This window comes from Marinobacter sp. L-80, from assembly GCF_056859395.1.
This window is the reverse complement of the sequence record NZ_JBSXOI010000077.1, coordinates 467,665-482,726: the sequence shown is the minus strand read 5'-3', so window position 1 is coordinate 482,726 and position 15,062 is coordinate 467,665. Positions and strand designations below refer to the sequence as shown.

General features: G+C 45.9%; 11 protein-coding genes. All 11 read left to right on the top strand.

The features are described 5' to 3' along the window. Positions 1-16 precede the first annotated feature (16 nt). The 11 genes from AC13E3_RS21840 (at position 17) to AC13E3_RS21790 (ending at position 15,035) form a co-directional block, all read left to right on the top strand. Positions 17-2,581, top strand: a complete 2,565-nt coding sequence (locus tag AC13E3_RS21840; protein ID WP_482902535.1) for an SLBB domain-containing protein — start codon at positions 17-19, stop codon at positions 2,579-2,581. After that, positions 2,581-3,534 carry a Wzz/FepE/Etk N-terminal domain-containing protein gene (locus AC13E3_RS21835; RefSeq protein WP_482902534.1) on the top strand — a complete coding sequence of 318 codons (954 nt, stop codon included), beginning with the start codon at positions 2,581-2,583 and terminating at the stop codon, positions 3,532-3,534. Before AC13E3_RS21840 ends, AC13E3_RS21835 begins: the two co-directional genes overlap by 1 nt. 5 nt (positions 3,535-3,539) lie before the next feature. Continuing rightward, positions 3,540-4,868: a flippase gene (locus tag AC13E3_RS21830; protein WP_482902533.1), complete on the top strand. Its 1,329-nt coding sequence runs from the start codon at positions 3,540-3,542 to the stop codon at positions 4,866-4,868. Between the two features lie 43 nt (positions 4,869-4,911). Beyond that, a complete protein-coding gene (locus AC13E3_RS21825; protein ID WP_482902532.1) occupies positions 4,912-7,287 on the top strand; it encodes a polysaccharide pyruvyl transferase family protein in 2,376 nt (791 codons plus the stop codon). After that, positions 7,284-8,519 carry a glycosyltransferase family 4 protein gene (locus AC13E3_RS21820; protein WP_482902531.1) on the top strand — a complete coding sequence of 412 codons (1,236 nt, stop codon included), beginning with the start codon at positions 7,284-7,286 and terminating at the stop codon, positions 8,517-8,519. Before AC13E3_RS21825 ends, AC13E3_RS21820 begins: the two co-directional genes overlap by 4 nt. Further along, positions 8,516-9,637: a GDP-mannose 4,6-dehydratase gene (gene gmd, locus AC13E3_RS21815; protein ID WP_482902530.1), complete on the top strand. Its 1,122-nt coding sequence runs from the start codon at positions 8,516-8,518 to the stop codon at positions 9,635-9,637. Before AC13E3_RS21820 ends, gmd begins: the two co-directional genes overlap by 4 nt. After that, positions 9,637-10,620 (top strand): GDP-L-fucose synthase, encoded by a 984-nt coding sequence (gene fcl / locus AC13E3_RS21810; RefSeq protein WP_482902529.1) that lies wholly within the window; start codon positions 9,637-9,639, stop codon positions 10,618-10,620. The genes gmd and fcl overlap by 1 nt, the downstream gene beginning before the upstream one ends. Before the next feature lie 93 nt (positions 10,621-10,713). Then, on the top strand, positions 10,714-11,460 hold the full coding sequence (locus AC13E3_RS21805; RefSeq protein ID WP_482902528.1) for a glycosyltransferase: 747 nt from the start codon (positions 10,714-10,716) through the stop codon (positions 11,458-11,460). A 96-nt stretch (positions 11,461-11,556) separates the two neighbouring features. After that, the gene (locus AC13E3_RS21800; protein ID WP_482902527.1) at positions 11,557-12,684 is read left to right on the top strand and encodes a hypothetical protein; all 1,128 of its coding nucleotides are present in this window, start codon (positions 11,557-11,559) and stop codon (positions 12,682-12,684) included. Between the two features lie 54 nt (positions 12,685-12,738). Further along, positions 12,739-13,830, top strand: coding sequence for a glycosyltransferase family 4 protein (locus tag AC13E3_RS21795; RefSeq protein WP_482902623.1), 1,092 nt, complete (start codon positions 12,739-12,741; stop codon positions 13,828-13,830). Beyond that, positions 13,827-15,035, top strand: coding sequence for a glycosyltransferase family 4 protein (locus tag AC13E3_RS21790; protein WP_482902526.1), 1,209 nt, complete (start codon positions 13,827-13,829; stop codon positions 15,033-15,035). Before AC13E3_RS21795 ends, AC13E3_RS21790 begins: the two co-directional genes overlap by 4 nt. Positions 15,036-15,062 lie beyond the last annotated feature (27 nt).

Here is a 15,062-nt window from a genome sequence, read left to right as displayed (position 1 = left end):
ACCGGACCCAATACCCGTGAACCTGAAACAAAAACTGATTCTGGCGCTTGCCCTTCTGCCAGCTATGTCCGTTTATGCTCAATCCATTACGCCCGCCCAGATTGAGCAATTCAAATCGCTTCCTAAAGCCCAACAGGAAGCTCTGGCTCAACAGTACGGTGTGGACCTGAGCCAATTGACAGGCTCATCCGGCCAGTCTCGACCGAAGCAACCAGAACAGGAAGTGGTTAAGCCGCTCCAAGAGAGCGAGGCGAAAAAGCGCGAGGCAGAGCAAAAGCAAGCGCAAAGAGACGAAGCCTTTGCAGAGAAAAACAATGGATTGGAGCCGTTCGGTTATGATCTGTTTGCAGGCTCGCCGACAACATTCGCGCCCGTTACCGAGATCCCGGTTCCAGCGGAATACACGATGGGGCCAGGAGATGTTCTCAATGTCCAGCTCTGGGGTAACCAGAATCAGCAACTGGAGCTTCCTGTCTCTCGAGACGGCACCATTGATTTTCCGGAGCGCGGCCCGGTAACGGTGGCAGGGCTTACCTTTGAGCAGGCCCGCGACCATATTATTCAGCTCGTTTCAGAGCAGTATATTGGGGTAAAAGCTGCCGTCTCCCTGGGGGAGTTGCGGAGCATCCGGGTGTTTGTTCTGGGTGAGGCGCGAACACCCGGTTCCTACAGCGTAAGCTCGCTGTCCACCATTACCAACGCGTTGTATGTTTCCGGTGGCATCAAGAAAACAGGCTCGCTTCGTAATGTTCAACACAAGCGAAACGGAAAGCTTCTCGGAACCCTCGATCTGTATGACCTATTATTGGCGGGTGATACTTCGGCTGATGCTCGCCTGCAGGCCGGCGACGTCATTTTTATTCCCTCTGTTGGCAGTCGAGCAGGTATCGATGGGGAGGTTTATCGGCCTGCTCTCTATGAAATCGAGCCCGATACCACTTTGCAGCAACTGATAAAACTGGCTGGCGGGCTTACACCCCAGGCCTATCCCCAGGTTACCAGGATCGAGCGAACCAATGAGGAGTTTCTCAGGATCATCTCCGAGGCAGACCTGACCCAAAGTTCGGGTAAGCAGGCGCGGGTAAAATCGGGTGATCGGGCTTCGGTGGCTTCGATTGCAGATGTTACCGGGCAATATGTTGAGATTCAGGGTGCGGCAACTCGCACCGGTAAATTTGCGTGGGTACCCGGCATGCGGGTTAGCTCGATCATACGGAATCTCGATGCCGATCTTCTTCGTTTCGCAGACACCAACTATGCCGCCATCGTAAGAACGGATCCCGAAACGCAGCGCATCTCAGTGCTCAATCTTGAACTCAGGGCGGCAGTCACATCCCCTGGAAGTTCCAACGATCTCATCTTGCAGGAAAAAGACAAGCTGCTGCTGTTTACCGACAGAGGCAAAGTGTCATCAACGATCGAAGAAAATTCGAATAGCCCGGGTGTTAGCGATGAAAAGAGGCAAGAGCTTGCCAAGATGAGAGAACGTGCCGAGGGTAATACGCGCGAAGCTCTATTTGCGCCGGTACTAAAGCGTCTGAAAGCTCAAGCAGGCCCGTACTCACCCCAGCAAACCATGCGTATTTCCGGCCCGGTTCGCTATCCGGGCGAATACCCCTTGCCCACAACCCGAAGCGTAAAAGATGCCATCTTCGTGGCGGGTGGCCTCAGAGACTCTGCCTCCATGTACTCGGCAGAGCTGGCCCGTCGCTATACCGACGATGCGGGTGTAGAACAGACCGAGATCATTGAAATTGATCTGGCCAAAGTCATGAAAGGGCAAAGCGACAATCGTTTGCAGAGTCGCGACAGGCTCCTGATAAAGTCCATTCCTGCCTTTGGTGCTAACCGCACAATAACGCTCGAAGGGGAAGTGCGTTACCCGGGAGAATATACGTTCCGTGACGGAGAAACCCTCAAGGAGGTCTTGGAGCGTGCAGGCGGGCTCACCGACAACGCATTTCCACGTGGGGCTGTCTTCACCCGCGAAAAGCTTCGCCAACTTGAAGCGCAGCGCCTGCGAGAAGCAGAAGAAAGACTGCAAGGTGATCTGCTTGGGGTGCAGCTGGAAGGTGATTCATTCGGAGGCCAGAATGCACAGCGAGTGGATGAGGTAAAAGGCCTTCTCGAAGACGTTCAAAGCAGCCGCCCGGTTGGCAGAATGGTAATCGACCTGCCCAGCGTGCTCGCGGATTCAGATTATCAGAAAATCCTGCTTCAGGACGGTGATGAACTAAGCGTGCCAGGCATTCCGCAATCCGTGAGCGTGTTCGGGGAGGTGCAATTCCCAACCAGCCACCTTCACTCGGAGGGCCTGACCGTGGATGATTATCTCGAGCGGAGCGGCGGCCCAACTCGCCAGGCGGATGAAGACCGAGTATACGTGGTGAAGGCAGACGGCTCTGTAATGTTACCGGAAAAGAGCGCGTGGTTTGGGAGTCGCAGCCAGCAACTCCAGCCCGGAGATACAATCATTGTGCCGATTGACGTAGACCGGCTGAATCAGCTGGAGCTCTGGACCAACGTAAGCCAGATCGTCTACCAGATGGCACTTGGCGCCGCAGCGGTGGGGAATCTGTGATGAGTAAGCAGGAAGCCCCCGTTCAACAAATCGAACAGCCGTATTACCCTGATGACGAAATAGATCTTAGAGAACTTTTTGGTATCCTCTGGCAGGGCAAATGGCTGATCGTAGCTGTAACGATGTTATTCGCGGCAGCCGGGGTGGCCTACGCCCTGTACAAACCAAACATTTATCAGGCCAGCGTTTTAGTCGCCCCTGCTAACAATGAAGACAGCAAGCTCGGCGGCCTGGGTGGCCAGCTCGGCGGCCTGGCAAGCCTTGCGGGCATAAGTCTGGGCGGTGGTTCCAACCAGACAGCCATCGCGAAGGAAGTTCTTCAGTCCCGAGCCTTCATCACCGATTTCATTCACCGCCATGACTTGGTAAAACCCCTCGCCGCAATGAAATCGTGGGATGAATCCAATAGTCAATGGGTCTACGACCGTGAGATCTATGACCCAGAGGCGGAGGAATGGCTGGTTGACGAAAATGGCAACTCGCTCAAGCCCTCAGACTGGGATCTGGTAAAGATTTTCCGTGAAGACCATATTTCAGTCTCAGAAGACCAAGACAATGGCATGATTTCGGTTTCTGTTAAAAATCGCTCTCCTGTCGCAGCGAAAGAATGGGCCCAATGGCTGGTAAAAGATATAAATGAGCACATGCGGCGACAGGATGTCGAAGAAGCAGAAGCTAGCATTCAGTACCTTGAACAGAAACTGAATGAGACCAGCATTGCCGGGATGCAGCAGGTTTTCTACCAGTTGATCGAAAATGAAACACGCACAGTAATGCTCGCAAACGCCCAGAAAGAATATGTCTTCAAGACCGTTGATCCAGCAGTGATACCTGAGGAAAAATCAGAACCAAAGCGAGCTATGATCGTGATTATCTTTACGCTACTGGGTCTTTTCTTGTCAATTTTTCTCGTTGTGGTATACGGCTTCATTAACCTTCAGCGAAGTAAATAATCAAGTTGCTCTCTAACAGTCAACTCATAGCAAATGCTCTATGGCTAGTTTCGGAGAAAGGGCTCCGATTCGTTCTCGGGTTTCTCGTTATTGCTCTTGTCGCGAGACACTTAGGAACCAGTTTGTTCGGAGAATTAAACTTTTCTTTAGCCGTGTTTTCCATTCTGGTTGTTGTTGCAAGCTCCGGCGCAAACAGAATAACGATAAGGAATGTAACCGAAGACAGAGCCAATCTTGCAAGTAGAGAAGAGCTTGTTTCCTCCATGTTCTTCTTTAGGTTTTTTATTACCTTAGGATTGTTTGCGTTAACTTCCATCTTTGCCCTGATTTTATACGAAGCTACTGCTTTACTTTTTCTACTGGTTTTGGCGTCACTCATCTTTCAGCCTTTTGAGGTTCTTGATCTACACCAGCAAGGCTTAGCAAAGGTCAAGCCTGTAACAGTTATCCGAACCGGCGTGTTTATCGTAAGTTCAGCGCTGAAAGTTTCCGTAGTTTTGTTAGACCAAAGTCCTGCATGGATATTCAGTCTTGTACTTTTTGAGCATGCGTTGGTTGCAGCTTTATTTTATGTCTTCATTGGTGTCGGTGAAGGTCGAAAACTTATACGACTAATTCATTTTTCTCCTGTACGACTCCGGGAAATCCTGAATGAAGCATGGCCTGAAATACTAGCTGGACTTGGAGGAATACTTTTTGTGCGTTTGGATCAGGTAATGTTAAGAATTATGGAAGGGGCAGAAAGTGTTGGGATTTATTCTGCTGCAACAAGAGTTTCTGAAGGGTGGTATTTCGTCCCAGCAGCGATAGTTGCTGCAAGCTTTCCAAAGGTTGTTCAGTTAAAGGCCGCCTCAGAGAAAGCGTACCTAGATTCAATCTCAATTTTGATTTCGATAATCGTAGCACTAGGGTTTATTGTTTCTTTAGTGTTTGTGTTTTTTGCCCACGATATCATCCATTTACTTTTCGGCGATTCATACGCAGAAAGTGGGATCATTCTGCAGTTGCATTGTTTCGCTGCAATTTTCATCTTTATGGGGTCAGTGTCGGGTTCATGGCTAGCCTCAGAGCGCAAATTAATATGGAATCTTCATCGTAATGCCATTGGTTTGTTGGTTAACGTAGTGGCAAATCTCATTCTCATCCCAATCTATGGTGGCGTTGGCGCCGCAGTTGCGACCTTAATAGCCGTTGTTACTGCCTTTTATATTTTCGATGCATTCACGCCAAAGCTTCGATTCATATTCTGGATGAAGACTTACGCGCTTTGTACCATGGGGATGTCGGGGATCCGTTTGGCGTACACCTATTTACAAAGTCGGTCTAAAAGCTGAATTTTAGTCGCTGAAATTTAAGTCGCATGTTAAGGTGATACATTTGAAGATTGAAACAATCAAAAAGCAAATCACATTCCTGACTCACGAAAGGCCCCTTCCTCTTGAAAAGCCGAAGGTAATCCAATTTCCGGTTATCGATATCTGCAATTCTCGTTGTCAGATGTGTCGTATATGGGAAAATAAAAAAAGCGACGATATTACACCCGAGCAGCTTCGAACTGGTCTACGTGATTCCCTATTTTCTGAAGTTCAGGCGGTCGGTTTCAATGGTGGAGAGCCCACGCTGCGCAGTGATCTAAAGGATTTGGTACAGGTGGTAGTAGATGAAATTAAAACCCTTAAGTATGTGTCTCTGATCACCAATGCTTATAAATACGATCAGGTTATTGAGCGCATTGAGGAAGTCGCTAAAATCCTGTCAGATAATAATATAAACTTCGATGTGATGGTTTCCTTAGACGGATATGGCGAAGTTCACGACCGCGTTCGCGGTCGAGTTGGTAATTTTGAGCGTGCCAAGAAGGTTATCGATTTTATTAAAGGTTCTGATCTCGTCGATTTTGTCAGGATCGGCTGTACTGTAATAAGAGAAAACGTATATGAATTGCACGACCTGCTTGATTTCTGCATCCGAAACGACGTTTATATAAAATATCGACAAGGTGTCCCTCACCAAAGACTGTATACCAGCACCTTGGAAGCGCCTTATGCTTTGATGTTCGAAGAGAAATATGAGTTTGTCGAGTTTTTGGAAGGCCTCATTGAGCATTATGAGGCCAGTCCAACGCAGAACTTTTTTTATCGATCGCTGATTGATCAAATAATTTGCGAATCGCCCAGAAAAGCAGGCTGTGCATGGCAGCATCAAGGAGCCACTATTACCGCTCGTGGTGAACTCGCTTATTGTGCTGTCAAGAGTAAAGTTCTGTCCTCGGACATTTCAAAAGAGAGTAGTCATAAAGCATATTTTGATAATCAAGGGCACCTTCGCTCGATCATCCAGAATGACTGTGATAGCTGCCATCATGACTACGTTGGCATTCCGGATCGAGATGAATATCGAAAGCTATTTATTAAACTGTTAGATAAAAAATTCGGTTTGAAACGGCGACTTTCTTCTATCCCTGGATTTGACTATATTAACCGGAAAAGAAGGCACCGGAATTTCAATAAGAATATTGAGGTACTAAGCGCATTGCCCGAAAAAATTAAATTGCAGGACATTTCAGGCTCCGGGCTAGGTAAAAAGACTATTCTCATATGTGGTTGGTATGGCACCGAAACCTTAGGTGATAAGGCAATCGTTGGCGGTATCCTGGAAAGTTTCCGCGATGTTTTTGGCGAAAATGTGAAATTCGTTGTCGCCTCGTTAAACCCCTACGTCACAGAAATGACAAGACGGCAAATGCCGGAATTCAAAGGCGTTGATGTAGTTTCTATCGAAAGTGCGATCGGCATGGCCTCGACCGTTGATATGGCTGTTTTTGGAGGTGGTCCGCTTATGGCCATACCTCCACTAGCCCCTATGGAGATAATCTTTGAACGCGCGAAAAAGTCGGGCGCCATAACTCTAGCGGCAGGCGTAGGCGTTGGTCCCCTGGGTGAAGAGTGGCTTAATGAAAGCATCGGCAGAATACTTTCTCTTTGCGATTATCGATTCTACCGAGATGAGCGATCCCTCAAAAACGCTTCAGGCCTGGGGATTAACACCATCGGCGACAGGGTGGTTGAGGATCCAGCATTTACATGGTTGGAAAAGGTTAATCTACCTACAGAAAACGCCTCGGCCAAGAAGGGAAAAGTATTGTTACTCGGTCTCCGGGATTTTCCGTACAAAGAGTACGCGAAAGATATATCAGAGTTCAAAGCTCTCAAAATTAAAGAAAACTATGAAAATCAGGTTATAAAATCAGTTCGGGAACTCATTTCAAGGCACTCTGACTTGATAGTAAAGCCTCTCCCCATGTGCACAAATCACTTTGGTGGTGATGATAGGTGGTTTTACAGACGGCTATTTCGTGAATGTGAAGATCTGGGTGCGCGACTAGATTATTCTCTTTTGCGTCGCGAGCTGGCTCCTTCGGAGTATTTAAAGGAATTTCAGGAAGCTGAGGTTTTGCTCGCAATGAGGTTTCATTCTCTGGTTTTCGGGCTGTCGCTTGGAGTCAAATGTGTTGCAATTGACTATACCATGGGAAAAGGTAAGGTTAATTCGCTCGCCACTAAATTTGAGACACCGTCACTTAATATTGAAGGGTTGAGCTGTCAATCCATTGTCGCTGAAGTTGAATCGCAGCTCTCAAGCAAGTATTCGACTAAGCACTCCGTCGATAATCTCACATTCGTTGATGCTATTCGGGAAATGGGCCTCGAGATTTCTGAGAAGAATATCAATTGGTCAACGGTGGTCCAATGAAGGTTCTTATAGTAAATGCCTCGGATATATCCGGAGGAGCCGCGAGAGCAGCTAACAGACTTCATCGGGCATTACTGAATCAAGGTATTGAAAGTCAGATGCTGGTCCAGTCAAAAACGGGGAATCTCCAATCCGTTGTTACCGGCGACAAGCCATTGGAGAAAGCTTGCGGAAGAGTTCGACCCTTTCTAGATTCTCTTCCTGCAAAGCGTTATGAGCAGAAAACTAAAACGTTATTCAGTCCAGCGTGGGTACCCAGTGAGATAGTCAGAAGAATTAATGAAATCAACCCGGACATAGTTCACTTTCATTGGATTAATAGTGGAATGTTGCCGGTTAAAGATATACCGAAGATCAAAGCGCCGATCGTATGGAGCCTACATGACATGTGGGCGTTTACAGGCGGATGTCACTATGACGAAAACTGCGGTTTGTTTAGAACCACATGTGGATCTTGCCCAGTATTAGGGTCTACTAAATCCCGGGACCTTAGCTATTGGATACAGAAGAAAAAGGAAAAGGCGTTCTCAAGCAAATCGGATTTATACTTTATCGGACTTAGTAATTGGATGGCCAACGCTGCAAGCGAAAGTCGGCTTCTTCAGGGAAAGACCGTGTTGGCTTTGCCAAACCCAATTGACACTGGGTTCTTTAGCAAAGTTGAAAAGGATATAGCTAGGGATCTACTGGGACTGCCTCAGGACAGCCGTTTGGTTTTGTTTGGTGCGATGAATGCAACCGGTGATCCCCGAAAAGGATTCGCGGAGTTAAGCGGTGCTCTGAATCTACTTGAGGATGAACAGGTAGAGCTTGTTGTGTTCGGAGCATCCGGCGATTCGCAGGATAATGATTTCAAGCAGAAGGTGCACTTTTTAGGACAGTTAAACGACGACCTCTCGCTTAAGATTCTCTACAGTGCGGCCGATGTGATGGTGGTTCCAAGCCTTCAGGAGAATCTATCTAATGCAATAATGGAGTCTATGTCCTGCGGCACACCGGTTGTCGCATTCGCCATTGGAGGTAATGGCGATATGATCGACCATCTGGAGACTGGGTACCTTGCTTCTCCCTTTGATATTAAGGACCTCGCACGCGGCATTGAGTGGGTACTGAATCAAGGAGTTAAGGAAGGTGCGGGGAAGCGCGCGGCTGAATCTGTACGAGACAGATTTGATAGTAGGCTCGTAGCAAATCAATACATTGAAATGTACACGGAAATTCTTTCTAAATGAAAAAAGCACTGATAACCGGCGTCACAGGCCAAGACGGCTCCTACCTTGCTGAATTCCTTCTTGAGAAAGGTTACGAGGTGCACGGCATCAAACGCAGAGCATCTCTGTTCAATACTCAGCGGGTAGATCACATCTATCAGGATCCCCACGTAGAAAACCAGAACTTTGTTCTGCACTATGGCGATCTTACCGACTCGTCCAACTTAACCCGTATCCTGAAGGAAGTTCAGCCGGACGAGGTCTATAACCTGGGGGCGCAGTCCCACGTAGCCGTGAGCTTCGAGGCCCCGGAGTACACGGCAGATGTGGACGCCATGGGGACTCTTAGACTTCTCGAGGCGATTCGATTTCTCGGCCTCGAAAAGAAGACTCGCTTTTATCAGGCATCCACGTCGGAGCTGTATGGTCTGGTACAGGAAATTCCCCAGAAAGAGACAACCCCCTTTCATCCCCGCTCCCCTTACGCAGTGGCCAAACTTTATGCGTACTGGATTGCCGTTAATTACCGTGAAGCTTACGGCATGTATGCCTGTAACGGCATCCTGTTCAACCATGAGTCCCCGCGCCGGGGTGAAACATTCGTAACCCGCAAAATTACCCGCGGCCTGGCTAACATTTCCCAGGGACTGGAACACTGCCTGTACATGGGGAACATGGACGCCTTGAGAGACTGGGGGCATGCCAAAGACTATGTACGCATGCAGTGGATGATGCTTCAGCAAGACAAGCCAGAAGATTTTGTTATTGCCACCGGTAAGCAGTATTCGGTGCGTGAATTTATTACCTGGTCTGCGGCGGAGCTTGGTATTACGCTCAAGTTTGAAGGGGAGGGGACTTCAGAGGAAGGCATAGTTACTGCCGTTGATGGTGATTTGGCTCCCGCAGTTTCCGTGGGTGACACCATTGTTCGTGTAGACCCGAGATACTTCCGACCTGCCGAGGTTGAGACACTCCTGGGGGATCCCACTAAGGCAAAAGAAAAACTTGGGTGGGTTCCAGAGATTACGGCCCAGCAGATGTGTGCAGAAATGGTCGCAGAGGATCTGAAAACTGCTCGCCGCTTTGCACTGCTCAAAAAACATGGTCTTGAACTTCCCGTCGCATTGGAGAATGGCTAATGACTGATCTCAACACTCGCATTTTTGTTGCCGGACACCGTGGTATGGTTGGTTCCGCGATCGTTAGGCGCCTGGAAGCGCTGGGTTATACCAACATCGTCACGAAAACCCGAAGTGAGCTGGATCTCACCAATCAGCAACAGGTTCAGTCATTTTTCCAGGATGAGAAAATTGAACAGGTGTATCTAGCGGCTGCGAAAGTAGGCGGGATTCATGCGAATAATACTTATCCTGCGGAGTTTATTTACGAAAATCTGATGATCGAATGCAACTTGATTCACGCCGCACATCAGGCGGGTATACAGAGGCTTCTGTTTCTGGGGTCCTCATGCATTTATCCAAAATACGCAGAACAGCCAATGAAAGAAGAGGCGTTACTCACTGGAACTCTCGAGCCTACGAACGAGCCCTACGCCATTGCGAAGATCGCAGGTATAAAGCTCTGTGAAAGCTATAATAGACAGTATGGTCGTGATTACCGGAGTGTAATGCCTACAAATCTGTACGGACCGAATGACAATTTTCATCCAGATAATTCTCATGTGATTCCTGCAATGATGAGGCGTTTTCATGAGGCGAAGCTTGCGGGTTCACCTGAAGTAGTTGTCTGGGGAACAGGAAGACCACGGCGGGAATTTCTGTATGTTGATGATATGGCGTCAGCTAGTGTTCATATAATGGAGTTAAGTGACGAAACCTATATCCAGCATACTGACCCAATGCTATCCCACATTAATATCGGTACCGGCACCGATTGCTCAATTCGTGAACTGGCCGAAATAATGAAGTCTGTAGTTGGCTTTGAAGGCACGTTAACGTTCGATAAATCTAAACCTGATGGTTCTCCCCGGAAGTTGATGAGTCAATCTAAGCTTAAAAGCTTGGGATGGACGTCTACTGTGTCCTTAACTGAAGGGTTAGCGCATACATATAGCTGGATGGAAAATAATGCGAATACTCTTGATGATGAAGGCCTTAGCTGATCAGGTTTTTGATAATTATTCCTTTCTAATATACTTTTAAATTTTTGGGTTTTATACACAACCAGTCTCTATTTTCAAGTCAGGTCTTTGAACGTGAATGAACCAAAGTATGGAATTCAGCTCTCGATAATCGTCCCTGTATTCAACGGCGGGAAAAACGTTGAGACTTTCTTAAAGGATTTTCGAAAAATTTCGGATACGAGGATAGAGTTAATTATAGTAGATGGGGGCTCAAGTGATCAGACGCTAGTTGTACTTGATAACAACAAAGACATCATAAAAAAGATTATAGAGGGACCTGATGAAGGTCTCTATGATGCAATGAATAAAGGAGTGCTTGAGTCAAATGGTGATTATCTTTTGTTTATGGGTATAGATGATCGGCTCGTAGTTAATAACATTCCTAAAATTTTAAGCGAGCTAGATGCGAAAGATTTAAGGTTGTTAGTTGTTCCTGTCCTAAAGGAAAGCGCGATGGTTATTAGTCCGGATACGAGCGGTCCGTTGCCTATAATACATCACCAAGGAGCCGTATTTAATAGAATTGCTCTGATTTCAACTGGATTTTATAGGCTAGATTACTTGATCCATTCGGACTTCGATTTAATCCAAAAATATATTAAAGAAAACGGGTATCGATATAGAGAAGTTCCCCTCGTTGTGTTCACTTTGGGCGGACTGAGTACTAGCGGGCGTTCTGTTATCCAGTCCATCAAAGAGTTGTCCCTTATTTACTGTCACCATTCAAAAAAAATCGTAACCATTCAGCTGCTAACCTTGATTGCACGCCCAATATATTACTTTGCTGCGCACCGTATTCGAGAACTATTTAGACTATAAGCGGCTTAATTTATGGCGTACCTTTTAGTTGGGCCTTTTGGGTTTTATTTGTTTATCAGGTGCTTGTTGCCAATTATATGGTGCGTAGATTTTTTGATGTTGAATGGGTTTGATGGAAAATACTCGATTTTGGTTTTTACCCATCTTCTGTATCTTGTGCTTCTGTCTGCTACTCTAATTTTCTGTATTTGGTATGTTGTTTCTTTAACATATAGGTTAAGTTATTATCGTGCCGAGCCAAGGTATCGCGAAAGATGTGACCGGCAATCTAAAAGAGTTATTTTTATTATTTTTGTTGTTTTGTGCGCTTGGTTCTATCTTAATTGGAGTAGTATTCCTATATTTATTGGTGGGTCCAATGCAATTGTTGATCTTAATGAGGAAAATAAAAAAGCTACATGGTTTTCTTACGGTATTCTTTCTCTATGTGTTTCTTCCCTTTTGGTTTCCTTTGCTTATCAGAAGCGTTTTTCTATTAAAGTGATTCTGGTTTTTTTAATCATGTTTTTAGCAATACTTCCAGGGAAGAAGTCTGGTCTCCTTAGCGCGGTTGGTATGTTGCTGTTTGTCCATTTTTGTTTGGCGGGAGCACAAAAAAGGTTTCCTTTTTTTAAAGTTTCTTTAGCTACACTTTTAGGCTTATTATTCATTGCCTTTCAGTATGCGCGTACAGTGGGTATAAAATTCGATGTTCAGGGGTTGGCATTTTATATGGTCGAATTGATCTATACTCACTCAACAGTATATCTTCGGCAATTTATAGGTGCGGAGGCGATACAAGTTGCCGCATATTATCCCGAAGACTCGATGAAGTCGGGTGTTTTGGGGTATTTCTTAAATCCGTTTTATAAGATTGTTTTCGGAACTGGCATTGAGAAAGCTATAGGGCCGTACGTTTCTAACTACTTATACGGCGCTGGGGCGGGGGCTACCGGCGTAAATCCAACATTTTTCTTCGAGATGATCTTTGTGTCCGGAATATGGCATGGCTCCATCTTAGCGTTTGGTGTACTTGGGATTTGGGCTGTTTTTATGGTTGTGGTTGTCAATAACTTTATAATGGATTTTAATAAACCTATTGGGAAAGTTATTTTTTACTTAATGTTTATTGGCTTCTTATTTTCATTTATGTCCGACTCGCTTAACGCGATAAGGACGCTCCCTTTTGTGCTTTTTCCACTTTTTTGTTGCTATTTTCGCGGATTGTTTTTAAAGAATAGTTGATTTTGATTGAAAGGATTCTATTTTGAACTTACTACTTCGTGAGGCTCAATCGTGATGATGAAAATTGGTGCTGATGCTTGCTTGATGGCAAGCCATCCAAGGGGAATGGGACAGTATGCGCGCGCCCTTGTGGAGCCAGTAGCCAGTAATTGTCTGGGATTTTTGCCCAGGAATATGAAGATGACACAGCTTCGTTATGCGAATAAAGGCACTAGTATTTTTCCGATATGGGAGCAGTTTTTTCTACCTTCTATGGCCAAATCCCATGCAGTGACTCATCTTCTCTCGCCATCAAATACGTCTCCTTTATTTGGGCTTCGTGGAATTTTTAAGATTTTAGTCATCCATGATCTTATTTTTATGAAGAACTTTAAGGAGCTTGAAAGGTCCTCATCCCATTATCAGAATATTGGTAGGCTTTATCGACGGGTAGTGGTTCCAAGAGCTGCGAAGAATGCTGATGTATTGGTCACAGTGTCAGATTTTTCGAAGCAAGACATAATTCGTCGATTTGGAATATCTGATAAAAAGATTCATGTGATTCCAAATTCGATAAGCGATTCGTGGCTTAGACCTAAGTCTGATATTTTTAGTTTGAGAGATCGTCAGCCATATTTTCTTGCAGTGTCTGGCGAGGCTCCAAGTAAGAATTTGGTGCGGCTCTTGGAGGCTTTTTCTTGTGTTATTCATTCTAGTTTTGAGCCTAAAGTTGAATTGCGGGTAGTTGGGGTTGGAGAGGCAGCTAGAGAGGCGTTGTGGCGTCATGTTCTTCGCTTAAAAATTTCTGGGAGCGTCCACTTTGAGGATTTCTTGAGCGAGCCTCAGTTAATGGAACTTTATCGAAAGGCGTATGGATTCGTTTTTCCTTCACTTTACGAGGGATTTGGCATTCCGCTTTTGGAGTCGATGGCTAGCGGTACGCCCATCATCTGCAGCAATACTACTGCTATTCCGGAAGTCGTTGGCGATGCAGCTTTATTTTTTGACCCACGGAACCCAGCCGATATGGCAAATCAAATGTTGGAACTCCTGTCGGATAAGGGTAGGTGGCTAGATTTGTCACGTAAGGGAATCAATCAAGTTGAAAAGTTTAGTAAGGAAAGGATTCGTAAGAAAATCGTAGAATTTTGGGGGGAGCTCGCTTGAACCCGGACAAATCTTGTAAGCCAAGAGTGCTTGTTGTAACACCGCGATTTCCCTATCCAGTTGTAGGAGGCGACAGACTTCGAATTTATGAAGTCTGCAAAGAATTATCGAAATATTGTTCCCTTACGCTTCTTTCGTTGTGTGAGTCTAAATATGAAATCGAATTCGAAGTTCCTGATGATGGTGTATTTACGCGAGTGGAGCGATTTTATTTGTCTACAACCCGATCGCGAGTAAATTCATTGTTATCGATATTTTCTTCCAGACCGCTACAAGTTTCCTATTATTGGAGTAAATCTTTTCTAGGACTTGTGGAAAGGGAGGCGGAGGATCACGACCTTTGTATTGGCCATCTTGTCCGTACCGCGGAGTATCTGAGAAGACTTGAGAAGCCTAAGATACTGGAAATGACAGATGCTATCTCACTTAATTATGAACGTGTGAAGGCTCAAACTGACGATAAAAGTTTTCGTTCAATGGTTTACAGTTTCGAATCGGGCCGTTTGAAGAAATATGAGGTCGGGGTAAGTTGTGAGTTTGATGCCTCCTTTGTTGTTTCTGAGATTGATCGTATAAGCCTGCTTAATAATGGTGCCTGCGAAAACATTTTCGTGGCCTCTAATGGCGTTGACGTTCTGAAGTACGGCTACGAGAAGCGGGATTTTAATAGTAAAGTAATTGCGTTTATTGGAAACTTATATTCGCATCAGAATTTAGATGCTGTGCGATATTTCGCCCACCAAGTTTTGCCGTTATTAAGAGCGCATGGGAACTTTGTTTTCCGGATCATTGGAAGAGTTTACGACCAGAATATGTTGGAGTTAGAGGCTCTTGACGGTGTAGAGGTAAAGGGTAATGTGGAAAATGTGTCAGAGGCAGTAGGTGATGCTTGTGTTGCTGTAGCGCCAATACGATTAGGTGCCGGCGTTCAGAATAAGGTTTTAGAATATATGGCGCTTGGACTACCCGCGATAATATCGCCAACTGCTTTGGAGGGTTTTGATTTGGAGCCCGGAAAGCACCTTTTGGTCGCAAAGAACGCGAGTGAGTATTGTGAGCATATTGTAAACCTTGTTGAGGATAGTGGGATGCGAGTTAGGATTGCTGAGGAAGCCCGCAGATACGTTGAAAAAAACCAGAGCTGGGAGGCACATTTAGCTCCGTTCCGAGATTTGGTTTTGAATATGGTTAAGCACAACGTCTGAATGCCTTGCAAGTTTTGAGATGTTTAG

What these genes read in the sequence shown, in the direction of transcription:
- AC13E3_RS21835 (WP_482902534.1), top strand. Translation starts at nt 2,581, where the DNA reads ATGAGTAAGCAGGAAGCCCCCGTTCAACAAATCGAACAGCCGTATTAC.
- AC13E3_RS21820 (WP_482902531.1), top strand. Translation starts at nt 7,284, where the DNA reads ATGAAGGTTCTTATAGTAAATGCCTCGGATATATCCGGAGGAGCCGCG.
- gmd (WP_482902530.1), top strand. Translation starts at nt 8,516, where the DNA reads ATGAAAAAAGCACTGATAACCGGCGTCACAGGCCAAGACGGCTCCTAC.
- fcl (WP_482902529.1), top strand. Translation starts at nt 9,637, where the DNA reads ATGACTGATCTCAACACTCGCATTTTTGTTGCCGGACACCGTGGTATG.
- AC13E3_RS21800 (WP_482902527.1), top strand. Translation starts at nt 11,557, where the DNA reads ATGTTGAATGGGTTTGATGGAAAATACTCGATTTTGGTTTTTACCCAT.
- AC13E3_RS21795 (WP_482902623.1), top strand. Translation starts at nt 12,739, where the DNA reads ATGATGAAAATTGGTGCTGATGCTTGCTTGATGGCAAGCCATCCAAGG.